The organism is Steroidobacter sp. (assembly GCF_036406195.1).
In the GTDB taxonomy this organism is placed as follows: domain Bacteria; phylum Pseudomonadota; class Gammaproteobacteria; order Steroidobacterales; family Steroidobacteraceae; genus Steroidobacter.
Map to the genome: position 1 here is coordinate 92,085 of NZ_DASWVW010000059.1, position 24,347 is coordinate 116,431.

The 24,347-nt window shown below is 62.6% G+C and carries 28 protein-coding genes; 2 read left to right on the forward strand and 26 right to left on the reverse strand.

What is annotated here, in order from left to right; all coding sequences use genetic code 11:
- Position 1: 1 nt before the first annotated feature.
- The 4 genes from nusA to VGE08_RS22880 all read right to left on the reverse strand — a co-directional run bounded on the left by nusA (position 2) and on the right by VGE08_RS22880 (position 5,057).
- The gene (nusA, locus tag VGE08_RS22865; RefSeq protein WP_331070241.1) at positions 2 to 1,507 is read right to left on the reverse strand and encodes a transcription termination factor NusA; all 1,506 of its coding nucleotides are present in this window, start codon (positions 1,505 to 1,507) and stop codon (positions 2 to 4) included.
- A 41-nt stretch (positions 1,508 to 1,548) separates the two neighbouring features.
- Positions 1,549 to 1,998, reverse strand: coding sequence for a ribosome maturation factor RimP (gene rimP / locus VGE08_RS22870; RefSeq protein WP_331070242.1), 450 nt, complete (start codon positions 1,996 to 1,998; stop codon positions 1,549 to 1,551).
- A gap of 435 nt (positions 1,999 to 2,433) precedes the next feature.
- Positions 2,434 to 4,491 carry a hypothetical protein gene (locus VGE08_RS22875; RefSeq protein ID WP_331070243.1) on the reverse strand — a complete coding sequence of 686 codons (2,058 nt, stop codon included), beginning with the start codon at positions 4,489 to 4,491 and terminating at the stop codon, positions 2,434 to 2,436.
- A 68-nt stretch (positions 4,492 to 4,559) separates the two neighbouring features.
- Positions 4,560 to 5,057, reverse strand: coding sequence for a TspO/MBR family protein (locus VGE08_RS22880; RefSeq protein WP_331070244.1), 498 nt, complete (start codon positions 5,055 to 5,057; stop codon positions 4,560 to 4,562).
- 182 nt (positions 5,058 to 5,239) lie between these two features.
- On the opposite strand from VGE08_RS22880, the gene VGE08_RS22885 reads away from it, so the two are divergent.
- Complete coding sequence (locus VGE08_RS22885) at positions 5,240 to 6,313, forward strand: alkene reductase (protein WP_331070245.1); 1,074 nt, start codon at positions 5,240 to 5,242, stop codon at positions 6,311 to 6,313.
- Between the two features lie 345 nt (positions 6,314 to 6,658).
- On the opposite strand, the gene VGE08_RS22890 is transcribed toward VGE08_RS22885, so the two are convergent.
- The 12 genes from VGE08_RS22890 to flgB are packed head-to-tail and all read right to left on the reverse strand — an operon-like array spanning position 6,659 to position 16,439.
- Positions 6,659 to 7,672, reverse strand: coding sequence for a hypothetical protein (locus VGE08_RS22890; RefSeq protein WP_331070246.1), 1,014 nt, complete (start codon positions 7,670 to 7,672; stop codon positions 6,659 to 6,661).
- A 25-nt stretch (positions 7,673 to 7,697) separates the two neighbouring features.
- Positions 7,698 to 8,609: a flagellar hook-associated protein FlgL gene (gene flgL, locus VGE08_RS22895; RefSeq protein ID WP_331070247.1), complete on the reverse strand. Its 912-nt coding sequence runs from the start codon at positions 8,607 to 8,609 to the stop codon at positions 7,698 to 7,700.
- Positions 8,610 to 8,628: 19 nt separating this feature from the next.
- Positions 8,629 to 10,008 carry a flagellar hook-associated protein FlgK gene (gene flgK, locus VGE08_RS22900; RefSeq protein WP_331070248.1) on the reverse strand — a complete coding sequence of 460 codons (1,380 nt, stop codon included), beginning with the start codon at positions 10,006 to 10,008 and terminating at the stop codon, positions 8,629 to 8,631.
- Positions 10,009 to 10,067: 59 nt separating this feature from the next.
- Entirely contained in the window at positions 10,068 to 10,367 is a 300-nt protein-coding gene (locus VGE08_RS22905; protein ID WP_331070249.1) for a rod-binding protein, read from the reverse strand.
- A gap of 9 nt (positions 10,368 to 10,376) precedes the next feature.
- The gene (locus tag VGE08_RS22910) at positions 10,377 to 11,507 is read right to left on the reverse strand and encodes a flagellar basal body P-ring protein FlgI (RefSeq protein ID WP_331070250.1); all 1,131 of its coding nucleotides are present in this window, start codon (positions 11,505 to 11,507) and stop codon (positions 10,377 to 10,379) included.
- 11 nt (positions 11,508 to 11,518) lie between these two features.
- Positions 11,519 to 12,184: a flagellar basal body L-ring protein FlgH gene (flgH, locus tag VGE08_RS22915; RefSeq protein WP_331070251.1), complete on the reverse strand. Its 666-nt coding sequence runs from the start codon at positions 12,182 to 12,184 to the stop codon at positions 11,519 to 11,521.
- 5 nt (positions 12,185 to 12,189) lie between these two features.
- Positions 12,190 to 12,978, reverse strand: coding sequence for a flagellar basal-body rod protein FlgG (gene flgG, locus VGE08_RS22920; RefSeq protein ID WP_331070252.1), 789 nt, complete (start codon positions 12,976 to 12,978; stop codon positions 12,190 to 12,192).
- A 37-nt stretch (positions 12,979 to 13,015) separates the two neighbouring features.
- Entirely contained in the window at positions 13,016 to 13,741 is a 726-nt protein-coding gene (locus VGE08_RS22925; protein WP_331070253.1) for a flagellar basal body rod protein FlgF, read from the reverse strand.
- A gap of 29 nt (positions 13,742 to 13,770) precedes the next feature.
- On the reverse strand, positions 13,771 to 14,958 hold the full coding sequence (locus tag VGE08_RS22930) for a flagellar hook-basal body complex protein (RefSeq protein WP_331070254.1): 1,188 nt from the start codon (positions 14,956 to 14,958) through the stop codon (positions 13,771 to 13,773).
- 33 nt (positions 14,959 to 14,991) lie between these two features.
- Positions 14,992 to 15,645: a flagellar hook capping FlgD N-terminal domain-containing protein gene (locus VGE08_RS22935; protein WP_331070255.1), complete on the reverse strand. Its 654-nt coding sequence runs from the start codon at positions 15,643 to 15,645 to the stop codon at positions 14,992 to 14,994.
- 2 nt (positions 15,646 to 15,647) lie between these two features.
- Positions 15,648 to 16,073, reverse strand: a complete 426-nt coding sequence (gene flgC / locus VGE08_RS22940; RefSeq protein ID WP_331070256.1) for a flagellar basal body rod protein FlgC — start codon at positions 16,071 to 16,073, stop codon at positions 15,648 to 15,650.
- Between the two features lie 3 nt (positions 16,074 to 16,076).
- Positions 16,077 to 16,439 carry a flagellar basal body rod protein FlgB gene (gene flgB / locus VGE08_RS22945; RefSeq protein WP_331070257.1) on the reverse strand — a complete coding sequence of 121 codons (363 nt, stop codon included), beginning with the start codon at positions 16,437 to 16,439 and terminating at the stop codon, positions 16,077 to 16,079.
- A gap of 13 nt (positions 16,440 to 16,452) precedes the next feature.
- On the opposite strand from flgB, the gene flgA reads away from it, so the two are divergent.
- The gene (flgA, locus tag VGE08_RS22950) at positions 16,453 to 17,172 is read left to right on the forward strand and encodes a flagellar basal body P-ring formation chaperone FlgA (protein ID WP_331070258.1); all 720 of its coding nucleotides are present in this window, start codon (positions 16,453 to 16,455) and stop codon (positions 17,170 to 17,172) included.
- Between the two features lie 6 nt (positions 17,173 to 17,178).
- Here the strand turns inward: flgA and flgN are convergent, their stop codons facing one another.
- The 10 genes from flgN to fliD are packed head-to-tail and all read right to left on the reverse strand — an operon-like array spanning position 17,179 to position 24,316.
- Positions 17,179 to 17,607, reverse strand: coding sequence for a flagellar export chaperone FlgN (gene flgN, locus VGE08_RS22955; RefSeq protein WP_331070259.1), 429 nt, complete (start codon positions 17,605 to 17,607; stop codon positions 17,179 to 17,181).
- The gene (gene flgM, locus VGE08_RS22960) at positions 17,604 to 17,873 is read right to left on the reverse strand and encodes a flagellar biosynthesis anti-sigma factor FlgM (protein ID WP_331070260.1); all 270 of its coding nucleotides are present in this window, start codon (positions 17,871 to 17,873) and stop codon (positions 17,604 to 17,606) included. The genes flgN and flgM overlap by 4 nt, the downstream gene beginning before the upstream one ends.
- A gap of 29 nt (positions 17,874 to 17,902) precedes the next feature.
- Positions 17,903 to 18,886 carry a flagellar motor protein MotB gene (locus VGE08_RS22965; RefSeq protein WP_331070261.1) on the reverse strand — a complete coding sequence of 328 codons (984 nt, stop codon included), beginning with the start codon at positions 18,884 to 18,886 and terminating at the stop codon, positions 17,903 to 17,905.
- Complete coding sequence (gene motA, locus VGE08_RS22970) at positions 18,870 to 19,796, reverse strand: flagellar motor stator protein MotA (RefSeq protein ID WP_331070262.1); 927 nt, start codon at positions 19,794 to 19,796, stop codon at positions 18,870 to 18,872. Before motA ends, VGE08_RS22965 begins: the two co-directional genes overlap by 17 nt.
- Before the next feature lie 16 nt (positions 19,797 to 19,812).
- On the reverse strand, positions 19,813 to 20,523 hold the full coding sequence (locus tag VGE08_RS22975) for a FliA/WhiG family RNA polymerase sigma factor (protein WP_331070263.1): 711 nt from the start codon (positions 20,521 to 20,523) through the stop codon (positions 19,813 to 19,815).
- Between the two features lie 15 nt (positions 20,524 to 20,538).
- A complete protein-coding gene (locus VGE08_RS22980; protein ID WP_331070264.1) occupies positions 20,539 to 21,000 on the reverse strand; it encodes a flagellar basal body-associated FliL family protein in 462 nt (153 codons plus the stop codon).
- Complete coding sequence (locus tag VGE08_RS22985; RefSeq protein WP_331070265.1) at positions 20,997 to 22,226, reverse strand: flagellar hook-length control protein FliK; 1,230 nt, start codon at positions 22,224 to 22,226, stop codon at positions 20,997 to 20,999. The genes VGE08_RS22980 and VGE08_RS22985 overlap by 4 nt, the downstream gene beginning before the upstream one ends.
- On the reverse strand, positions 22,223 to 22,534 hold the full coding sequence (locus VGE08_RS22990; RefSeq protein WP_331070266.1) for a hypothetical protein: 312 nt from the start codon (positions 22,532 to 22,534) through the stop codon (positions 22,223 to 22,225). Before VGE08_RS22990 ends, VGE08_RS22985 begins: the two co-directional genes overlap by 4 nt.
- A 4-nt stretch (positions 22,535 to 22,538) precedes the next feature.
- Entirely contained in the window at positions 22,539 to 22,964 is a 426-nt protein-coding gene (gene fliS / locus VGE08_RS22995; RefSeq protein ID WP_331070267.1) for a flagellar export chaperone FliS, read from the reverse strand.
- Complete coding sequence (gene fliD / locus VGE08_RS23000; RefSeq protein ID WP_331070268.1) at positions 22,961 to 24,316, reverse strand: flagellar filament capping protein FliD; 1,356 nt, start codon at positions 24,314 to 24,316, stop codon at positions 22,961 to 22,963. The genes fliS and fliD overlap by 4 nt, the downstream gene beginning before the upstream one ends.
- Positions 24,317 to 24,347 lie beyond the last annotated feature (31 nt).

Here is a 24,347-nt window from a genome sequence, read left to right on the forward strand (position 1 = left end):
CTCAAGCCTGTTGCCCCGCAGAGTCGAACCAGTGCTTACGCGCCGCCATGATGAGCGCGCCCGCGCGCTCGTTATCCACGCCCTCGATCTCCGTCAGGTCATCGATCGCCTGCTCGGCGAGATCCTCACGCGTCACGATGCCTCTGCTGGCGAGCTTGCGCGCCAGCTCGTCGTCCATGCCTTCCACCTGCAGCAGATCTTCCGCAGGCTCGGCGTTGTCGATCTCTTCCTCGCTCGCGATCGCCTGCGTCAGCAGCACGTCACGGGCGCGGTTACGCAGCTCCTTGATGATGTCCTCGTCGAACTCCTCGATGTTGGACAGCTCCGAAGCCGGCACATAGGCGATCTCTTCGATGGTGGAGAACCCTTCCTGCACCAGGATCGCCGCCACGTCCTCGTCCACGTCCAGTTGCTGTTTGAACAGGTCGATGAGCTTCTGCGACTCGCCTTCGCTCTTGGCTTCGGCGGCCTGCTGCGTCATCACGTTCAGCTCCCAGCCGGTCAGCTCGCTGGCCAGACGGATGTTCTGGCCGCCGCGGCCGATGGCCTGCGACAGCTTTTCCTCGGTCACTGCGATATCCATGGAATGCGAGTCCTCGTCGACCACGATGGACACCACTTCCGCCGGCGCCATGGCATTGATCACGAACTGCGCCGGATTGTCGTCATAAGGAATGATGTCCACACGTTCGCCGGCGATCTCGTTCGACACCGCCTGGACGCGAGAGCCACGCATGCCCACGCACGCCCCGACCGGGTCGATACGGCTGTCGTTGCTCTTCACGGCGATCTTGGCGCGGACGCCCGGATCGCGAGCGGCGCCGAGGATCTGGATCAGGCCCTGGCCGACTTCCGGCACTTCCAGCTTGAACAGCTCGATCAGGAACTCCGGGGCCGTGCGAGTCAGAAACAGCTGCGGGCCGCGCTGCTCGGTGCGCACCTCGGCCAGATAAGCCTTCACGCGATCCTGCGAACGGATCGGCTCGCGGGGAATCATCTGGTCGCGCGGGATGAAGCCCTCGGCATTGCCGCCGAGGTCCACGAACACGCCGTTGCGATCGACGCGCTTGACGATACCGGACACCAGCGTGCCCTGACGGCTCTTGAACTCATCGACCACCTGCGCCCGCTCGGCTTCGCGCACCTTCTGCACGATGACCTGCTTGGCGGTCTGGGCGGCGATACGGCCGAATGCCACCGACTCCATCGGCACTTCGACGTAGCCACCGACTTCCGCGTTCGGATCGATGTCCTTGGCGTCTTCCAGGCGCAGCTCGCTGTCCGGGAATTCCAGCTCGGTGGAGTCGTCGGCGAACACTTTCCAACGGCGCCAGGTGTCGTAGTCGCCGCTCTTGCGGTTGATGGAGACGCGCACGTCGATACCTTCGCCGTGACGTTTGCGAGTCGCGGACGCGAGCGCAGCTTCGAGCGCCTCGAAGATGATTTCCTTGTCGACGCCCTTCTCGTTGGAGACCGCGTCCACAACCATCAGAATTTCTTTGTTCATCGTGCGAACTCCGCTAACCTGGAGCGACTCCCGTCGCCGCCTTATACGTCCGGGACCAACCGCGCCCGGTGAATATCGTCGATCGGCAGCGTCACCTCGCTACCGTCCATATCGAGCGTAATCTCGCTCTCGCCCACCTTTTGCAACCGCCCCTGGAAGCGCTTGCGGCCGTTGATCTGCGCGATCATTTCCACCTTGACCCGCTCGCCCGCAAAGCGCGCGAAGTGGTCCTGGGTCCTGAGCACCCGGTCCAGTCCCGGCGAGGACACTTCCAGGGTGTACTCGTTGGGAATGGGGTCGGCCTCGTCCAGCACCGCGCTGACCGCCCGACTCACCTTCTCGCAATCGTCCAGTGAAATGCCGTCCGGGCTGTCGATATACAGCCGCAACAGCCCGCCGCCGGCCCGCGGCGCGTACTCGATTTCCCACAGCTCGTATCCCAGGCCGGCCACGACCGGACCGAGCAGCCCGCCCAGCTGGTCTCGCAGCATCGGTCACCTCCGGTTTTGAACTGTGGCCCACCCGACCCGCAGGTTTCGCCCTTGCCCCGGCGCTTGTTGTCCCGCGCCGGAAGAGCTCCGCCGGGCCGGTTTTTACCGTCGCCGAAACGAAAAATGGGCCCCAAGGCCCATTCTCACTCTCCGTCCCTTCCTGCCAGGCGGCCTTGAGATCCGCCCGACTCCCCTAATACGTCATCTAGATACGCCGTCAGGTTTCTGCGCCGGGCCGGTCCCGCTGGCTCCAGAAGCGAAAAAGGCCCTTCAAACGGGGCCCTTTCGTACCCGGACACCTTATATATGCCCGGAAGCGCTACCTACAACCCCCGTTTCGCCGCCACCTGTTACCAAGTAGAGACGCTAGTCAGGGGTCGCGGAGTTTACGGGGGTGGGTAAGGGATGGCAAGCGGGAGCGTCGACCGGCGGATCTCATTTCGCGCATGCTCCAGCAGTTTTCGGGTCCATCCGGCACTTGCCTCGATGCCCGCCCCATACCACATTCCCCTCCCGAACACGCTCATCGAAGTGAACTGATCGAACGCCCCCGCCCCGCTCCTCGATCCAATCCCTGAGCGTCTTCGGCACCAGCAGCCGATGCTGTGCCCGAGTCACGGCAACGTACACCAGTGAACTTGCCGTCGCGCGAGCACCCGGCACTTCGCTCCACAAGTCGGCAACCACATTCGGCGCCAACATCACTTCCGGAAACTCGAGATTGCGAACATCTTCGATCAATCCGAGTGCGTATCCACCAGACGCACGCGGGTCGACCTGCTTGGTCGTCTTGCCCCAATGCTCGCGCCGGTAACCCTTCTGCAGCAACTCGTCCATCTTCTGAAACCCGCGATGCCAACCCAGCGCGCGTCGCGCGTCGTCCCAGGAATGGTAGCGAAACAGCGATGCATCCCTCGGGCGCGTGCCATGCCAGTAAAGCTCGATGCAATCCTCGACCCACTGCCCCAGGCGAGCAAAGTCACTCAACGGCTGAATAACCAACCCGCGGGTTGCCAGCCGTTGCGCCCAATCGAACAGCTCCCACCAATCTTGTGTCAGCACCGTGACTGGTCGACTCGGAACCTGCGGCGCCGAGTAGTACGTGACTTCGGCTCGAAACCTGCGATGACCTTGGAACAGCTCCTTGGTCTCGCCCGGATGCGATTGAATGAGCGGATTGGCAATCGCCTCGATGGCCTTGGGCGAGCGCACTGACTGCGTGATGAGGCAGCGCTTGATGGTGCTGGCACGGGAGTAGGCTCGCCCACGAAGATGTTGATACTCATCGCCGAAGGAGATGGCCGCTTGCGAGCTCACATCCAGGATCTGCAGCAGCGGCTTGGAAAGATCGTGACACTCGTCGAGCAGAATGTGCGTGTACTTCGCTGGAATCGTCCACTTCTGCAGCGCGGCCAGCTTGATGCGATGAACGGCCCGCATCGGCGGTCGAAAGTCGCCAGTTCCAGGGGCAATCGTCGCCGTCCACAACTCGCACGAATGATGAAGAACGACCTGCCGCGCGACCGGATCAACGATGTCCGCCGGCAAGTGCTGCTCACCGATCTCGCGATCTCCCGTCGCGCAGAATGCAGCCACGGTCCTACGGGCGAATTGAACGATCTGGATCGCGGAGAGGTTGCCAACCGGATGAACCCCCAGATGACGAGCAATGACGTCGTCATGCATCGGGTTGCGACTGCTGTTCTCGTAGTACGCACCCCGCTGCCCTTTGTGGATCAGATCCGGCGGCGTGATCTGCGTGGCCAACTGGCCGAAGGTCAATCCGTCGACCCGATCGACCCCTTCGATGCCGGCCATGAGCGCACGCAACTGCCGCGGCCGCTCCGCGAGCACCAGCACGTGTCGCTGCTTGCTTCGTAGTCGCTGCTTACTTCGTAACAGATCCAACAGTGCATGGATGAGCAATGACTTGCCGCTGCCCGCGTAGCCCTGCACGTGCAAGTGATCATCCGGTTGCGCGACGACCGTTCGGTAGACGCCGCTTTGCTGACTCGTCAGCAGTCGTCCGTATCCCGACGGCAGCATCACCTCTTGAAGCGGCTCGCGTAGTCGCTGCCGATGACGCTCGCAGAATTCGCGATCCCACTCGTAGTTCTCAGTGAGATAGCTGCGCCAGCGGACGAGGTCGGGCTCCAAGAGCACGATCCCATAGTCGTCGAGCAACCGGTATCCGGCTTTGAGTTTCGCTCGCTCCAGCTCGGGACTCATGCCTCGGCGGAACTCTTCCAACCCCAGCTCTGCGCTGCGCGCATTGACGAGCTCAATCGCCCGGCTCAACAAGTGCTCCGCCCGGGATGCTTGCTCCAACGGCAGAGAAGGCAGCGCATGCACGATCATCAACGCAGCCAGTTGCGGCGCCCCGAGCGCAGCCATGGACTGCTCGAAGTCGACGTTCTCGTCCAGAACGGCGCTCAGCTGTTGATCGCTGATCGGCAGGTAGAGGTGCGCATCGAGCGCTACGGTGGATGACATGGCGGCGATTATCGGCTGTGCACCGTGAATATGCATCCCCGCGCTCGATCGCAGCCAGCCGATGAACCTCAACCACCGAGCATTTCGGGATTCATGCGCCAGACACTGTAATTGAGCGCAGCGGCAAAACTCACCCACAGCAGATACGGAATGAGCAAGGCGCCGGCCAGCGGCCGGATCCGCCAGAAAGCGATGATAGTAGCTACTAGCAGCACCCACAGCACCAGGATGTCGATGAAGGCCAGCATTCCCAGGCGCCAGGCGAAAAAGAGCCAGCTCCAGATCGCATTGAAAGCAAGTTGCACCAGGAAGAGCGTCAGCGCCGAGCGAGCGTGACGAAAGCCACCTTCGCGCCACACCATCCATGCCGCGATCGCCATCAACCCATAGAGAATGCTCCAGACGGGGCCGAAAATAGCGGCCGGTGGCGCCCACGCCGGCCTCTCCAGAGACAGGTAGAACGAACCCGCCTGAATCGAAGCGAAAGCGCCGATCGCCGACGCGACGAAGCATACCGCCAGCCACGAGATGAAGCCGACCAGCTGTCGTTGTCCTGAATGAATCATTCGCGCGCCGCAGTAGTGATGCCAGCAGCTACAACGCGCGAACCGCGCTCCAGGTTCTGGAGTGCCTGCCGATTGCCCTCGTTCAAAGCATGAGATTCATTCCCGCCACGGGGATTTTTTCATCCCGGCCGCCCGATATCGTTTGCCCATGCCACGGATCGTGGCTCAACGACGGAATGCTCATGACCAACCCTCTGTTCACGCCAACCAGGCTCGGCCGTATCGATCTAAAGAATCGCGTAGTCATGTCTCCAATGACGCGCAGTCGCGCAATAGGAAACGTTCCTAACGAATTGATGGTTGAGTATTATCGCCAGCGATCCAACGCCGGTCTAATCATCACGGAAGGCACATCGCCGTCGCCCGATGGCTTGGGCTACGCGCGCATTCCCGGCTTGTACAACGAGGCACAGGTGGCCGGTTGGAAAGCGGTCACGGACGCCGTACATCGCGCCGGCGGTAAGATATTCGTGCAGTTGATGCACACCGGACGTGTTTCGCACCCGCTCAATTTGCCAGAGGGTGCACGCGTGCTCGGTCCATCGGCCATCGCAACTCCCGGCGAAATGTGGACCGACCAGAGCGGCCAACAGCCCTTCCCCACTCCGGAAGTAATGACCGAAGCGGACATCGCGCACGCCATCGAGGAGTTTGCGACATCGAGCAGGCTGGCGATTCAAGCCGGCTTTGACGGCGTGGAGTTGCATGGCGCCAATGGTTATCTGATCGAACAGTTCTTGAATCTTGGCTCCAACCAGCGCACCGACCGATGGGGCGGCAGCGTCGAGAACCGGATTCGCTTCGCCGACGCCGTGGCGAAGGCCAGTGTCGAAGCGATCGGCCCGGAGCGCGTTGGCATTCGTTTGTCACCGGACGGCGTATTCAATGGCAGCATCGCGGATGCACAGACGGATGATCTCTATCTGCAACTCATCGAGCGGCTGAACACTCTTGGGCTGCTCTACATTCACATCGTGGATCACAGCTCGATGGGCGCTCCGCCGGTCAGTCCAGAACTGAAATCGAGACTGCGCGCAGCGTTCGAGGGCAAGTACATTCTCTCCGGCGGCTATGATGCCGCCCGTGCCGCGGCCGACCTCGAGGAACAGCGCGGTGACCTGGTGGCGTTCGGCCGCCCGCTCATTTCCAATCCGAATCTGGTCGAGAAGTTGCAAACCGGCGCAGCACTACGAGCACCGGATACGAGCACTTTCTATACACCCGGCGAGAAAGGTTATACCGACTATCCGGCATGACCCTGCGATGCAGCCGTCTCAACGTTGCACAGCAACCACGCGTCGAAATGTGAGATTCACTCGCGGCCCGCACGGATGCGTCATTTTGTTCATGCCGTCACTTCTCGCCCTTCATGGCCTTCTTGGCTTCTTTCGCGCCTTCCTTCACCGCCTCGGCGCCTTCTTTCGCGGCCTCGCCCACGGCCTTGTGTAATCGCCAGCGCCGAGCTCACGAATGGAGCGCGCGATCAAGTCGTGCAACAGCGGCTCATCGGCGGCGGTCGCCAGCCGTAACAGATAGTCCACGCGTAACTTGCCTCATCGAGCGAGCAGCACTCCACTGCCCGCGTACGATGCTAGCAAAAGTCAGCTCGTTGCTGGACTGGCCGCCAACAGCGCCGAAACGGTACGCTTGGAAATACTTGCAACGGCCGGCACGGTGGCTGCGATGGCTGCCGAGTCGCCACGGGCCAGTGTGTCCGCGTACTGCTCGGCGAAATTTTGCAGATGGGCGCGCTCTTTCGCAGCAATCTCCGAACTGCCGTCGATGTTCTGGGCCGCCTGCGCCAGAGCGGATCGGACCGTCCCGTGAGACTGCCGGATGAGCAGCCGGGCCTGCGCAATTTCCTGCAAGGTCCGACGAGTCGAGGCCTCGTCCGCGCTGCTCCACTTCGACGGTTGGATGGCCTGTTCGGCCGGGACCACGCGAACGTGATTGAACTGCCCTGTGGGAAAGCGGCGGCCGCCACCGCGAATGGCCAGCGAATCGCGCACTTGTGGCCAGTTGGCTTCGGGCACGCTGAATGCCAACTCGCCCTTCGCGTCGCGAGTCGCACGCACGCCCATGGGCGCCAACGCACGATCTAGTGCACCGACAATGGCGGACGGCGATTGATGCGGATCGACCGTGACGGAACTGGACTGCCGTGACCAGCGGCCGACGGCAAAGCTCAATGTTTCGGTGTCGCCATTCAGCAAAGCCTCGAAGCTCAAGCCGCGTACCGCGAATTCCTGTCTCGCCTGCGCGTCCGCATTGAACTTCAGATTGCCATCCAACGCGCCACCGGTGGCGGTCGCCCGTTGCTGCCAGAACTGATTGAACTTCTCGATCGCGGCTGATGCGTCCCCAGAGTTCAGCTCCTTGCGAAGCGCGCGCAATCGCGCATCCGCTTCGGTCAGAAACTGCAACGCTTGTTGAGCGCCAGCCACCTGCCGATTGAGCTGGCCGTGGTGGTTCGTCAGCCCGCCGCGCAGCGTAGCCGGTGCAATCGGCTCGATCTTGGCGACCGGCGCGGGAAATGCGGTCCGCGTCAGCGCCACGCCTTCGATGGCACCACGCGGAGTAACCTGCCGACCGGAATCTACGACTGGGAGTTGCATGCTTCAGCGGCGCTGAACGTTTGCCTTAGAGCGCGTTGAAGAGCGACAGCTTGCTGACCTCGGCATACGCCTTCTGCGTGGCCTGCACTGCTGTCGAAAAGCCATTGAGTTTCACGGCAGCATCGGCGTAGTCGAGCTGCCCCAGCGTCAACGCCGCCTGCTTGTTCGCCAGGCTCACATTGGCGTGGCCCGTCTCCATGGTCGCGAGGATGTTCTGTGCGCCACCCAGGCCCGCGATGCGGCCACCGATGCTTTCGATGACTACATCGAGAGTGTCGAGCGCACCGACGATCTCCGCACGTGTGGCCGGATCATCCACGTCCACACCAGGAATCTGCAACGTCGTGAGAGCGCGATCCAGGTCGTTCAGCAGCCCGGCAATCTCGGGCAGCGTGGTGTTCGCCGGCTGCGTGACGCCCGGGCCCACAGCCACCTGTTGCAGTTCCGTGTTGCCGGTGAAGCTGTAACGAGCTCCCACGGCTGCAGCGGAATCATACGTGATGGTCGGCGCGCCGACGAGCGTACCGGAAAATAGATATCGACCCTCGGCATCAGTCGTGTTGGCGACATAGAACAAGCTATCCAGCAGCGGCCGCAACGACCCTGCCATGGCAGCGACATCTTCCGAAGTGTTTGCACCGTCCGCCGCCCAGACCAGCAGATCGCGTGCACTGAGCATGTCGTTGGTCATGCTGGTCAGATACACCTCGTTCTGGGTCAGCCGGTTCTGCAGCGCGCCGATGTTCTCGCGATACTGATCGAGCGCGGCTTCTTCGCGATACAGGCGCGACATGCGGACCGTGGTCACAGGATGCTCGGACGGCAGCGAATATTTCTGGCCGCTGGCCATCTTCTGCAGGATGTCCTCGAGTCGAGAGGACGCCTTCTGCAGCGCCGTGTTCATGGTGGTGTGATATTGCGTGCTGCTGATGCGCATCGTTCGCTCGTGATCTCGATCAACGCAAAATGGCCAGCGTGCTGTCGAACAGCTCGTTGGCCACTGCAATGACTTTCATGTTGGCCTGATACATTTGCTGGTACTGCATCAGGTTGACGGCTTCCTCGTCGGTGTTGACGCCGCTGGTGGACTTCCAGCTTTCCTCGGCCTGGTTGCGCACGGTCCGCGCAGTGTCCAATGCTGCCTGATTCTGCTGACTGCTCATGCCCAGCCTGGCGACCAACTGCGTCGAAGCATCCGCCAGGGAAACAGCGCCGAGGCCAGGCAATGTGACCGGCTGGCTGCGCAGCCCGATCAAAGCCAGCAGGTTGTCGCTGTTGCCCGCCGCGGTGGCGACGGCCGAAAACGCCAGGTCGCTGCCGATGATGCCGGGGCGCACGCGCAGCATGCCGATCACTGTCGTGGAATCGAATTCGAACAACGGCGTGCCGGCCGTTCCGTCCGGCGCGAAGCCTGCCGCCAGCTGAGTGTTGACGGCGTCCGCGAACTGCTCGGCCATATCGCTGACCGAGAGCATCATCGGCACGAGCGTCTTGCTTTCGTAATCCTGAAGACCGCCGAGCTCGCCCCCCAGATTGGTCGTGGGCACTGCGAATACTTCCGACGCGAAACCCAATTGCAAGGTCTGCGAGCCGTCGGGATTGGTGGTCGCGGTCATAGTCGCGGCACGCGCGCCAACGACTAGCGGCTGGCCGCCACGCAGCGAGACGCTGCGCGAGCCGTCGGCTTGCTCGACCACTTGCAAGGCAACCATACTGGCGAGCTCGTCAATCTTGTTGTCGCGCGAATCGATGAGAGGAGACGGATTCACGCCGCTGCCTTGCGTCGCCGCGATCTCGCGATTCAGCTCGGCGATGTCGGCCGCGATGCCATTGATCTGCGTGATCAAGATCTGGCGCTGCTGCACGACCGCCTGCCGCTGATTGGACAGCACCTGCGTGAGGGTATTGAAGCGCTGCGCCAGAGCATCGGCCGCCGTGATGATCTGCTGGCGCAACGGGCTCGAAGTGGGATCGGTGCTGGCGGCGTTCAACGCACCGAAGAAGGCGTCGAGTCCGCTGTTGATGCCGGACGCTTCATCGCCCATCACCTGTTCCAGCTGCGTGAAGTACGGCTGCGCCGTCGCTCGCTGGCCGAGCTCGGACGCGGCACTCCACAACTGCAGGCTCTTGTAACCATCGCTGAAGCGCAGCAGTGCCGGCACTTTCACGCCCGCGCCAGCGCTGAGCGCGCCGCTCTGGTACGGCGCCACCGACGCCAGCAGGACGCCCTGGCGCGTGTAGCCGGGCGTCATCACATTGGCGACGTTCTGGCTGGTAGTGGCCAAGGCCGCCTGTGCCGCCAGCGCTCCCGACAATGCGTTGTAGATAATGCTCATCGCTGGCGCATCCGAAACTAGCTATCCATGCAAGCAAAGCGACCGGCCGGGCCCGGGACTTAAATCTTCTGCTGGGGCAGCAGTTGGCGAACGATCACGTCGGCGATACCGAACGCACGTTGCTGCGCCAACGCGTCGGCGAACGACGTGTCCGCGAAGTCGAGCATGTCGCGATGGTTGTTGCTGCCGAAGACGCTGCCCTCGCCGGCGATCTCCCGCGTAGCACTGCGCATCTGACGGAGCATCTGTGCGATGAAGAAACTCTCGAACTGCTCGGCCGCGTGCTGAACCTTGGCGCGATAGATCGTGTCTTCGGAGGCGTCGTTAGCGGGCGATTTGACTGCAGTGACATTCACCATGGCGGCGTCCTAGATGACCGTCAACTCGCCTTCGATCGCACCGACCTGATCGAGTGCTTGCAGGATGGCCATCAGGTCATCAGGTGTGGCACCGGTGCTGTTGACCGTATCGATGATCGCTTGCAGGCTCACGCCTTCCGGCCACTCGAACATGCGGCCCGAGTCTTGCGTGACGGAAACATCGGACTGTGGCGTGACCACCGTCTCGCCCCTGCTCAGCGGTCCCGGTTGGCTGACCTGCGGCGTCTCGGTGATGATCACTTTCAGACCACCGTGCGAGATCGCGGCCGAGCGCACACGCACGCCTTCGGAAATCACGACAGTGCCGGTGCGCGAATTGAAAACGACTTTGGGCAGCGCAGCGCCGATGTCCACCGGCAGCGACTCCAAGCCCGCCACGAATGCCACTCGCTGCGTCGGGTCCATGGGAGCAACCACTTCGACGCTCGTCGCATTGCGCGTCGTGGCGACGGCGCCATAGCGACGGTTGATGGCTTGCACGATGTTGGTAGCGGTCTGGAAGCTCGGCAGCTTCAGGCTCAGCAACACGGTGGGGCGCGTGTCGAAGTCGGTCTCGATCTCGCGCTCGATAGTTGCGCCATTGGGGATGCGGCCGGAGGTTGGCGAATTCACCGTGACGCTCGAGCCACTCGCACCTTGCGCGGCCAGGCCGCCAACGACGAGATTGCCCTGCGCGAGCGCGTACACTTCAGAATCGGCTGCGCGCAACGGCGTCAGTAACAACAATCCGCCGCGCAAGCTCTTGGCATCGCCCATCGACGACACCGTCACGTCGATCTTCTGACCGCGGCGGTAGCCGGGAGGAAACACTGCGCTCACCATCACGGTGGCGACGTTACGCAGCCGGGGATCGGTGCCTTCGGGCAACTTTACGCCGAACTGCTTGAGCATGTTGGCCACGGACTGACCGGCAAACTTCACCTGCGTGCCATCGCCCGTACCCTGCAATCCGACCACGAGACCATAGCCCAGCAACTGGTTCTCACGCACGCCTTCAACGCTGACGAGCGAGCGCAACGGCTTGGTCATCGACTGCGGCACGTTGGCCGCGGCGTTCATGCTGGGGACGCTGACCAGCAAGGCCACCGCCAGAGCACAAAGAATTCGTTGCATATGCATGGAGCAGATCCTCAGAACGGCATCCACGGGCTGCTGAAGAAGCGCGTCAGCCAGCCCGCCGAATTGGCATCGGCCAGACTGCCTCGACCTGAATAGGCGATGCGTGCATTCGCGACACGCTGCGAAGAAATTCGATTCTCGGCATCGATGTCTTCCGCACGCACGAAGCCGGACACGCGCAGAAATTCCTCGCCCTGATTGAGATACAGACTTTTCTCGCCGTGCACGCGCAACAGGCCGTTTGGCAGCACTTCCTGCACGATGACGGTCAGCGCGCCCTGCAAGGCATTCTGTTGAGTGCTGGTGGCGCCACCGGAGAACTCGCGGTCGGCCGAGATGGCGGTGTCGCCTTTCACCGTGGTGCCACCGACACGGAAGTTCGGTAGATCGACGCTGCTGCTCTTGCTGAACTTGGTGTCGGCGCTCTTGCGAGCCTGAGTCGTTTCTTGCAATACCACCGTCAACACGTCGCCGGGACGGAACGCACGCACGTCCGCGACCAACGCCCACGGCCGCTCCGCGGTGAACACACCGCCCGATGTGCCTTTGGGCAACGCGGTGAATTCCGGCAGGGTCGGCGACTCTTCCGCCGCCTTCTGACGCGGCAGCACGGAGCATCCCGACAGCACGAACACCGCCGTGAGGACTGCGAGAAGCGTGGACCGGCGAACGTTCATGGCCATTACCGCATGGCCGCCGCGAGATACTGCAGCATGTTGTCGGCCGAGCTGAGCACCTTCGTGTTCATTTCGTAGGTGCGTTGTGCAGCGATCATGTCGACCATCTCTTCGACGACCTGCACGTTCGAGCCTTCGAGCGCGCCCTGCTTGAGCTTGCCGAGTGCGTCTTCGCCCGGAATGCCTTCGGTCGGCACGCCGCTCGCGACAGTCTCCTGATACAGGTTGTCGCCGAGCGCCAGCAGGCCGGCGGGATTCATGAAGTTCACCAGCGTCAGCTGGCCGACCTGCACCGGCTGGGTGTTGCCCGGAACGGTCACCGACACTTCGCCGTTCTCGCCAATGACGACGTTCGTGGCGTTCACGGGAATGGTTACTTCCGGCGCGATCGGCATGCCCTGCGCATTGGTCAAGCGGCCTTCATCGCTGAGCTGCAACTGGCCGGCGCGCGTGTACGCAAATTCGCCGTTCGCCATTTCGACCTGGAAAAAGCCCTGGCCCTGAATAGCCACGTCGAAAGTCTGGCCCGTGGTCTGCAGGTTGCCGGTGGTGAACACCTTCTGCGTGCCGACCAGGCGCGTGCCGTTGCCGAGTTGCACACCGGACGGCAACACGGTGTTGTCGTCGTTGCGCGCGCCGGGCGGACGCTCGACCTGATAGAACAGATCGGCGAACACGGCGCGATCGCGCTTGTAACCCACCGTGTTCACGTTGGCGAGGTTGTTGGCGATGGCCTGCAGCTTGGCATCCTGGGCCTGCACGCCGGTCTTGCTGATCCACATTGCTGGATTCATGGGAGAGCTTCCGTAAAAATGGGTTCGAGAGTGACCGTCACGCGCCAACCAGCCGGTTGCCGTTTTCGGCCATGGCATCGGCGGCGCGATACAGCTTCATCTGAATCTCGAACTCGCGAGTGAGATTCATGACCGCGATCATTTCCTCGATGGCCGACACGTTGCTGCCTTCGAGATGACCACTGCGCACCACGACCGTCTCATCCGGCGGCAAGGGCTCGCCGTTGCGGGCGACGATCAAGCCCGCCTGATTCTTGGTGACTTCGGCCGGATTGGGCTTGACCAGGCGCAACCGATCGACCTCCTGAATTTCCAGCTGGCCAGGCGCCTGGATCGAGATCACGCCGTCGGTTGCAATCTGCACGCGGGAAAACTGCGGCAACACGATCGGGCCGCCGTCGCCGAGCACGGCGCGGCCATCGAGAGTCAGCTGTCCGTCCTGATCGACAGTGAAATGACCGGCGCGCGTGTACGCCTCTGCGTCGCCGAACTGAACGGCGAAGTAACCCTGCCCCGAGATCGCGACATCCAGATCCTGACCAGTGGCGCGCATCACGCCTTCGCGTGAGGCCACTGAGTTCGCCTGTAGCTGGCTCATGTGGCGCGCGTCGTAGCCATAGCCGTTCACGGCTTGACTGGTCGCGAGCTCCAGATCCGCGCGAAAGCCACCCGTTTCGAGATTGGCGAGATTGTTCGCGTGAATCTGCTGAGCACGCAGGCCACGCTCCGCACCACTCATCAAGGTAAAGATCAATGCATCCATGAGTGCCAGTCCCGAGTTCAGAGCTTCGATCAGACCGCCTGCATCAGCGCCTGCATCATCTCGTTCTGGGTCGCGATGACTTTGCTGTTGGCCTGATAGTTGCGCTGCGAGTTCATCAGCATGACCAGCTGTTCGGTCATGTCGACGTTGGACTGTTCCAGCGTGCCCGGAGTCAGGCCGCCGGCCGTGCCCACTCCCGGCGTGGAATACAACGGCGCACCCGATGCGCTCGACGTCGTCCAGGCCGTATCGCTCACCTGGATCAGCTCGCCTTCGGCCGGGAACGTGGCAATAGCCAACGTGCCGATGCGCTGTTTCTCACCGTTGCTGTATTGGGCCATCACACCGCCGTCTTCGGCGATCTGCAGACCGAGATACGTGCCCGCGGCATAGCCGTTCGTGGCATTGGTGGTGGTGGTCGCTTCACCCGCCGACTGCGTCGTACCCGCGTAGTTCACATTGAGCACGATTGGATCGGCACCGGTCGGCGTGCCCAAAGCCAGTGCCACCGCGCCCGCCGGAGCGACCAACTGGCCGCTGGTGTTGAAATCGAGCACGGTCGTGGCCGCCAGCGGCGTGCCGTCGGTGCTGTAATGCACGGTGACCTGGTTGGTGCCAGTCTTCACGAAGTACTGAGTGACGCTGTGCTGCACGCCCAGCGAGTCATACACCACCGACACCATCGAGCCGTTGAACGTCTGCGGATCGGTGCTATCGAACGGCGCCATTGCCGGCACTGTCCAGTCGGCGGACAGGTTGCCGACGTAGCTCAGCGTCGTGCTGGCCTGCGCCGCGATCTGGCCCGTCGGCACTCGCAGATCGCCGAACGCGCCAAGCGCCGTGCTGTTGGGAAGCGCGGCATAACCCTGCACGCGGCGACCGAAGCTGTCCGAGAGATAACCATCTTTATTGACCGAGAAAATGCCGACGCGCGTATAGACTTCCGCGCCACTCAAGTCCCGCGTGACGAAGAAGCCGCGACCCTGCAAGGATGCGTCGAGGGTACGACCAGTGGTCAGCACGCCACCACCGATGTCGATGCTCTGAGTCAGCGAGGACACTTCCGTGCCCATCGCTTGCGTGCCGGCATACATTGCCGCGAAGTTGGCGCGGCTGGACTTGTAACCATACGTGCCGGCATTGGCGATGTTGTTGCTGATGGCGTTCAGCTCGGTGTTGATGGCGTTGATGCCCGACAAAGCGATGTTGAAGCTCATGGACGCTCCCTAGAATCTGGATGAACTGAACGTTTATTGAGCACGGCCGTTGAAGGCCGTGATGGCACCGGCGACGATGCTGCCCAGATTGCTGACCTGGAGCACCACGCCGTGAGTCGCGGAGATGCGCACACTCTGCAAGGTGCCCTGCACTTCGATGGCAGGCGTCTCCTCGGTCGCGGTCTCCACACGCATGGAATATGAGCCGGGCGTGAGCCCCAGCTGCTGCGGATCGATCTCGAAGCTGACCTCGCCCGCAGGGCGAGTACCCAACTGGATGCGGCGCTGCTGACCGGTCGCGTCTTCGAGCACGACCGCCACCGAAGCGCTGCCCGACTCCAATGTGAAGCGGCCCGGCACCACCGCGTCATCGAGCACGACGCGATCGGCCACCGCCGTCACGTTCGAGCCGACCTGCGCGCCCAACGCCATCACTTGCATGCTCTCCAGCATGGCCGCGCTGGCGCTGGTCTGCGCCACCATCTTCTGCATGGATTCGACCTGCGTGAGCTGCGTCAGCTGGCTGACGAACTGGCTGGGGTCGGTGGGCTCGAGCGGGTTCTGATTCTGGATCTGCGCGATCAGCAGCCTGGTGAACAGCTGCGTCATCTCGCCATTGCCGCTGATGGCGCTCGAGGAGCTGCCAGCGGCAGCACCGGAACCCACTGTATTCGTGCCAATGGTCATGATCACTCCTCACCCAGGCGCAACAGCGACTGCTGCATGGCCTTGAGCCGGCTCAGCACTTCGACATTGGTTTCAAAGGCCCGCGACGCCGCCATCATGTCGGTCATCTCGGCCACGGAATTCACATTCGGGTAGAACACCACACCGTCGGCGTTGGCGAGCGGGTTGTCCGGCTCGTACGCCTCACGCACCGGCTCAGTGCTCTGCACGACATCCAGCACCTGGACGCGGGCACCGGCCAGCTGACCATCGGCGGCCTCGCTGCGATCGAACACCGCGGCAAATACGGGCTTGCGCGCACGATAAACATCGGCGGCACTGCTCGCCGCGCTGTCCGCGTTGGCTAGGTTGCTGGCGATGGTGTTGAGCCGCACGCTCTGCGCGGTCATGGCGGAACCGGCGATATTGGCGATATCTCGAAATGACATGCGTTAGCCCTCGATGGCCTTGGCCAACCCGCGCAGCTTCATGCCGATGAAGGTCAGGGAGGTATTGAAGTCCGAAGCATTCTGCGAGAATGCAGCCTGCTCCACGCCCAGCTCCACGGTGTTGCCATCCGCTGCAGGGTGATTGGGCACGCGATAGAGCAACTCGGGAGCGCCGTCGAACGCCAGCTCGTTCACTTCGCTGGCGGCTGTGGCGCGAGCCAGGCTGGCAGCGAAATCGATGTCGCGGGCCTGGTAGCCGGGCGTGCTCTCGTTGGCGAGATTGGACGCGAGCACTCGCGTGCGCTCGGCGCGCAGGCGCAAGGCGTCAGCGTGAATGCCCAGGGCTTTGTCAAAGTTGAAGGCCATAAGTGTCGTTCCGATGAAACTGTTCCAGATCAACTTGCCGCTGCGTCACGCATTGCGTTACTCGATACTGTTGCTGTCGCTAGCCAGCTATAAGGCCTGGTCCGCGAGTGCAACCGAGCGTGCAGTGGAACGCATTGCACGGGAGCACGTCGTTCGATACGCCGAGTCCATCGGCTGGACGAACCCGCAACTTAAGCTGAAATTACCTGCAGCAAATCTCGGTGGGTGTACCGAGGCCCCGATAGAAACAATCGACGTCCGCCATCCGTCGCGCATGCGCTTCGCGGTTATGTGCAATGGCGAACGGCGTGAGGTGATCGTTCGAGCAACGATTGCTGCCGATGTGGTCGTCGCGGCGGAAAACGTCAGAGCAGGACAGCCGATCGATGCCTCGGCGCTGGAGCTTGCACGTCGCGACGTGACGGCCACTCCGGGGGCCGTAACTAGCATCGAAGATGTCGCGGGCAAGACCAGTCGACGCACTCTACGCGCCGGACAGCTGGTCGATCGCCGCTGGCTGAGCGAGAGCCTGCTGGTAAAACGCAACTCGCCGGTCACCATCGTCGCGCGCAATGCAGGCGTGGAAGTGCATGTCGCTGCCGAGGCCCTGCAATCCGGCCGGCGCGGCGAAATCATTTCCGTGAAGAATTCCAGAAACGGCACCATCATCCGCGCACGCGTAATCGCACAGGACACGGTCGAACCGGTGGACGTTCCTTCCGGCGAACAGTAGTCGTGCTCAAGCCGGCGCATAGGTATCTCCACCGCCGGCTTGCATGACTCGTCGCAGAATCTCTTGCTGATTCATCAGCAGATCGCAGTTGCGCTGATTCAGGCGCTTGCACTCCTGCACTTGCTTCTCCAGGGTCTGCCACCACTGATCGAAAGCGGTGCGTACATTGGCCGGCAAGCGAGCGGCAACTGCAGAAATCGTCAAGTTGGCTTTCTTCCCGAGCAGCACCTTGGCGAGCGCCAGGCGCTCTACCCGGCGTTGTTCGAGCTGTGCGGTCAGCTGCGTGATGCGCTCGGCGACGTCGCTGATCACGGCGGTGCGATGCTTGAGCGCAGCTTCGAACTGCGCATCCAGCAACTCTCGCAAGGTGCGATAGTCGCCGAGATCGGCATGCACGCCCTTGATCAAGCGGCTGAGCGCCTCGCGCGCTGTCATCTGCCGCTCCGGTGGTAGCGCTCGATCAGCGCCGCCAGCTTCGCGGGATTGAAAGGCAACTCGCCCCGCTCCAGCGCCGTCTTCAACGCCGAAACTTTTTCCTGATCGATATCCGGCATTTCATTCATAGCCGCCATGGCCGGCTGCAACACACTCGATTGCAGCCTGGTCGAGTTGCTGACCGCGGTGGCGGGCGGCGTGCGAATCTCGGCAGCCGGCGCCACACCCGTTACCGCAGTGGTGGCGGAGCCCGGAACGACCTTCATGTTTGATCCTCGAGACTTGGTGCGCATGACTACATAGCCCTGTGCAGCCTGCCGCGCAGCGCCTGCAAGGCATCGCTGTCGGGCAGGCTGGTGCTCACGTCTTCGAGCAACGGCAGGGTTTCCGTCGGCGCTCCGAACATCTGGGCGATGCTGCGCGCCTGGCCGCTGGTGAGAATGAGCAGTTCGATACGACGGTTTTCGTGGGCAGTTGTGTCCTCGGTATTGATGGGCGCGCGATCGGCCAAGCCGACCACTTGCAGCACGCTATTCGCAGGCATGCCACCGGCGAGCAGATAACTGCGCGCCGCCATCGCACGCTCGCTCGACAGTGTCCAGTTGGAGAACGCGTTGTAGCTTTGATCGGCGTACGGCAGCGAATCGGTGTGACCGACGATCAGCATCTGATTGTCGATCTGCTCGAACAACGGGCCGAGGGTGCGCAGCAGGTTGCGGAAGCGCTTGTTCGGCACCGAGCTGCCGCGCTGGAACATGCCTTGCTTGTCGGTATCGTGCAGCAACACGCGCAAACCGTAGGGCGTGATGATGGTGCGAACGTTTTTCGTCAGGCCGACCTTTTCGCCCACCTTCGCCAGCACGTTGGACAGCTCGACCATGTCCGAATGCGATTCGTAGTGCGCTTTCGACAAGCGCATGCCTTCGCCAGGACCCGCCGGCTCGCTATCGCCGCTGGACAGCCTGCGCAGGGCCAGCGTGTCGCCATTGCTCGGCAACGGCTGTCGAGCGATCAGGCTGCCGCGCGGACCGCCCATCGATTCGGACATGCGACCACGACCTTCGTCGAGCAGACTGCCGCCAGCGGCCTTCAACAGCTCCTGCAGATGTTCCTGCTGGCGCGTAGCCATCAGCCACATCACCAGGAACAACGCCAGCAGCGCGAGACAGAAATCCGCGAATGCGACTTTCCAAGCCGCGCTGCCATGCGCTTCGTCGGCCTGACGGCGACTGACCCGCTTGACGACGGCGTGCTGGCTCTTGTCAAGCTTGCTGAGCACGCAAGTCTCCTTTGCGACGTCGCGGCGTAGCCGGCACTTCTACCGGCTCCGGATTGCGCAGCTTGTCGATCCAGCTTTCCAGGCGCGCGAAGCTCGGCTTGGTGTTCAACTGCACCAGGCGGCGGCCCGCGTCGATGGCGAGCAGCGGCGGCTTGCCGGCCACATGCGTCACGAGCACGACTTTCACCGAATCCAGCGCCATGCGCTCGTCATCGACCAGCTGACGCATGCGATTGGAGATCGGATCCAGCACGCCGTAGCACATGAAGATGCCGATGAACGTACCCACCATCGCGGCGGCCACAGCGATCGCGACTTCGCCGGTATTGGCGCCCGCGGCCACCGAGTTCATGGCCATCACGATGCCGAGCACCGCGGCCAGGATGCCGAAGCCAGGCATGGCATCGCTGACTTTGCCCAGTGAGCGCGCCGGCTGCAGCATCTCTTCGTGAATCGACTCGATCTCCTGCTCCAGCACGCCTTCCAGCTCATGCGCATTGATCTTGCCCATGGCCATCAAGCGGAAGTTGTCGACGATGAAGTGCAGCAGCTTGGGCTCTTCGAGAACCATGGGATAGCGTTGGAACAGCTCGCTCTCGTGCGGCGCCTCGACGTGCGCGTCGAGCGCCTTCAGGCCGCCGGCAGCCGTCTGCAACAGCTCGTACATCAGCAGCAGCAACTGACGCTGGAACTCCTCGCCGTCCTTGCGGCGACTCAGGACATGCTTCACCTGCAGCCACATTTCACTGAGCACGTGGCGCGGGTTGCCGAGGATGATGGTGCCGGCACCGGCGCCGATGATGATCAGCAGCTCCACCGGCTGCCAGATGACTCCCAGATCGCCACCGTGCAGGGCGAAACCGCCGAACACACACAGCAGGATGGTGGCTATGCCAAGAATCGACTGCATCGAACGACCCTCGCTGCTACTGCAGCAGCTCCCGTAACTTTCGCAATGCCAGCTTGTTGATCTGGCACACCCGCGCCTCCGTGATATCCAGCACTCGGGCAATCTCTTTCAGGCTCAAATCGAACTCGTAGTACAACTGCACCACGCGCTGCTCCCGATCGTTCAAGCGCCGCAGCGCCTGCTCGATGCTGCGCTGGAGCAGCAGGTGCGATTCCGGCGAATGCCGCCGGTCGCCCGACTGCTCGCTCAGCTGTTGTAACAACTCGTCAAAGTTGGCGAGCTGCTCGGCGCTCTGTGCCAGCTGATAGTCCTGGTACTGCTCGACGCTCAGGCCCAGTGCCTGCTGCGTTTCGGCAGCAGAGGGCTCACGGCCCAACTTGCGAGCCAGCTCTCTCACACCGTCACGGACTCGGTGACTTTCCTGGCGCACCGTGCGCGGGCGCCAGTCCTGCCGCCGCAGCTCATCGAGGATCGCACCTCGCACACGCACGCTGGCGTAAGCAGGAAACTTTTCGTCCGGCATGCCGTAGCGACGCAGCGCGTCCAGCAAACCCATCAGGCCGATCTGCTGCAGGTCTTCGCGATCCAGCGCACCGCCCGTCTGCAACTCCAGCTGCTTGACGACGCGCTTCACCAGAGGCGCGAACGCCAGCAACTGGCGCTGTTCGTCGGCAGCGCTCAGCGGCGCGGCGACAAAGTCCTCGGCTACTGCGTATCCTGCTTGCATGTGCGACTGTTCGACCTATTCGACCAGCAGCTTGCCGATCATCACGTCGACGAACGGCTGATTCTGTCCGTCGCTCGTGTACTGGTGCGCGTAGGCTTCATTGATGCTGGCGGTGAGCTCGTCCACCGTCATCCTGCTGGCCTTGTCCATGGTCAAGGTCGACAGCGCCTTGACCGCGACGCTGCGCAGGAACGGCAAGTGTTCGCGAGTCTGGCGCTCCGCGCGCTCGGGCGTCTTGAACACGAGGTCCACCGCCAGGTAGTGCGGCACCGGCTCACCTTCCTCGCCGCGCAACATGACAATGACCTTGTCGAGGCTCACATACTTATAGACGCGGTTGTCGCGCTCACGCGCTGGCGCGGCTTCTGCGGTGGCGATGCCGCCCTCCTTCATGAACCACCACGTCGCGCCGACTCCCACTCCCACGGCGACCACACATACTGTCACCAGCGTGGCAACGATCTTTCCGAAACTCATGCGCCACGCTCCTCATCCACCGCCAGGGTGAATGCCTTGGACGACTCGTCATTCGATTCCGACAGCGCGCGACCCGGCGCTTCACGCTGGGCCTGCGACTGGCGCTGACCCTGCTGCTGGCCGGCGCTCTGCTCGCGCGACTGATCGGACACGTGCACCGAAACATCGGCGTTCTGACGATTGACCAGGTCCTGGCGCAGCGAATCGCCAATGCCGTGCAACTGCCGTGCGACCTCGGCATTGCTGGCACGCAGGTGGACCTGGATGCTGCCGCTGGCGTCACGCCGGATCACGATCTCGATCGTTCCCATCGAGGGCGGATCGAGGCGAATCACGGCATGCTCGCTGCGCTGAGTGATCTGCATCTGCAGACGATCGCCAAGCGCGACTTGCAACGCCGAACGCTGTGGATCGAGCGGTTGCGGAGCCTGTGCCGATAGCGGAGCCAGGACGCCGGGCTGCCGTGTCATCCCGTCGACCAGCGCCTGCGCCAGGCCGGCGTTGGTGATTGACGGCAGCTGAGTGGCAGCGAAGGATGCCTGGTTGTCGCCAGGCACGGCTGTGTGAGCCCCCTTCGACGCAGGCGCCAGAGTGGCCGGATTGATGGTCATCGCACCCAGCGCAGATGTTTCAGGGATCGCCGCGAGCACGCTCAGCAATGTGTTGTCGCGAGGCACGATCTGCTGAGGCTGAAGCACTGCACCGATCTGCTGAGGCTCAAACACTGCGCCGATCTGTTGAGGCTGAAGCACCGCACCGGTCTGCTGAGGCTGAAGTACCGCACCGATCGGCTGAGGCTGAAGCACCGTACCGATAGGCTGCGAGGCTTGCGGCGCCGGCCGCGAAGCTTCTCGCGGGCCTTGTGCGTACTCCAGCGGAACAGCAACGGGCTGCGTGAATGTGATGAGCCCGGGAAAGGGTTGCAGCCCGTCGCCCATCTGTCGTTCCGAGTCGGAAGACGCGTCATCAGACGACAGTTGCTCGTGCAGCAGGTCTTTCGGCACTGCCTCGCCCGTCATGCGAGGGGCCAGCACAGGCACAAGCGCGATGGGCTCGGCGCCCAGCGACTGGCGCAGCTGTTCACCGAATTGAATGGCAGTCACCGGTAGTGCAGGAGCCGGTAGCCCTGGCATCTGCGTGATCGGGAGCTGCGGCAGCAGTAACTGTGCGTTCGAAGCCAAGGCTTCGTTGCTCACGAGGGCGGCGCCGAATGCAATCGCGTTCATGGCCGCTCCTCGGCGACTTCGCCATTCATTGCATATGCCATCCAGCCCGCTTTCTGCTGGCGAATCTGACCGAGACGTGTCCGCATGGCTTCGGTTTCAGCGACGCACCGTTCGCGAGCCTGCTCGTGAGCGCGCTGCACAGTGGCGAGCGCCATCATCTCCTGCTGGGACCACTGGCCCCATTCGGTCCGGCGGACCAACAGCTCGGCCAACTGACGATCGACGCTTTGCAGAAGCGTCCAATCGCCGCGCTGCGAAGCGTTCAGCAGGTTGCGAGCGATGCTCATGAGTTGCGCGTAGCGATCCATTGCATCAACCCAGGCGCTGGTGCATACCCTGCCAGCCACGACGCAGGGTCGTGAGCAAGCCCGAAACTTCGTCGACTTTGGTTGGGTCCAGATCGATGCCGGCGCGATACAGGCGATCGGCGCAATAGTCGTAGAGCCGGCCGAGGTTCTCGCACACTTCGCCGCCATGCTCGAAATCCAGTGCGCTGGACAGACCAGTCAGCATGTCGACGCAACGATCGAGGCTGCGCGCCTTCAGCTCGTAACGGCGGGCTTCGATGTGCGCACGGGCGCGCACCAGCTCTTCGAGCAGGCCGTCGGTCAACAACAGCACCAGTTTCACTGGCGAGGCATGCGCGACCTGCGCACCCAGGTTGACGCTGTGATAGCTGCGGTAGGCTTCGTGATTCACGATCTGGTTTGCTCCTTGGAAGTCGCGACTGACGCTCATGCGGCGGTATTGATCGTCGCGAACAGGCCCGACGTCTGACTCATCTGCGCCTGCAACGCCTGCAGTTGCGTGAACTGCTGGAGATAGCGCTGGTAGACGTTGTCGTACTGGGCATCGAGGCGCGTCTGGCGCGCGGAGAGACTCTTTTGCAGGACCTGGATGCTGTTCTGGCGGTTGGCGATCTGGCCGCCGCCGCTGGTGAGCCACTGATCCAGGTAGCTGCTCATGCCACCGAGCAAGCCGGTGGGTGCCGACACGCTGGCGCTGCCGAACACCTTGTCGAGCACGGCCGGGTCGGATTGCAGCGCTTTTTCAAGACGCGACTGATCCAGCGACAGTTGGCCATTGCGATCCGCCTTGACGCCCAGCGAGGTCAAGCTGACGCCGTCATACTCGGTGCGTAACAGGCTGTTGAGACGGCTGCTGAGCGCCCGAACACCGGCATCCGAAGCTAACGCGCCGGCAGTGCCGCTCTCGCCGCCTGCCTTCGTCAAGGAATCGATCGCAGTGCGCAGAGTGTTGTACGCAGTGATGAACTTCCGCACGTTGTCGGCCGTACCGGATGTATCGTCGCTGACCGTGAGCGCCAGCGGTGCTTCGCTTGCTGTCATGGCGCGAGTGAACGTCAGGCTCACGCCCTCGATGCCAGTGAATGTATTCGACGCCTGTTGCATCCGAACGCCGCCCTGGCCTCCCAACCAAACCACGGCATCCTGAGCAGCAGTCAGTTCACGCCCACCACTCAAAGCATCACGCAGAGCACCCGCGGGCAGCGCGCTGGTGTCGAGCGTGATCTCGCCGGCTTCGCCCGTCTTGGTCGATGTGAGCAACAGCTGAGTCTGCCCGCCAGTGGTGACCACCGAAGCAACCACCTTGCCCTGGTTGTCGTTGGCTTGATTGATGGCGCGAGCAATCTCGGCTTGTGAAATCGTGCCGTCCGCATCGGAATCCGCGGCCACCAGGTTCAGATTGATGGAGCTGCCATCGGCCAGCTGCACGGTGATCGGTCCGCCCAGGGCCACCGGCACAGCGGGCAGATCTTCAAACACGACCTGATGCGCGGTCGCGATCTGCTCCACATGGAACTGATAGGACCCGGCCTGCGCCTTCGAGGTGGTCGTCGCCGTGGCAATGCCGCTGGTGCTGAAGGAGGCAGTGAACTGCTTCAGACCCTTGCTCGAGGACAGCGAGCTGAGCGCCGTATCGAACGCGCTCAGCGCGGAACGCAACGTATTCAGCGCCGTGGATTGCTTCTGCGCATTCTGCGTCTGCGTTGTCAGTTGCGACTGCAACGGCTGCGTGTACGCGGTCGCCAATTGCGAGGCAGTTGTGACTGGGTCGAATGTGGCCATGGGATCTTCCTCGGAACGGAGTCCTTCAGTC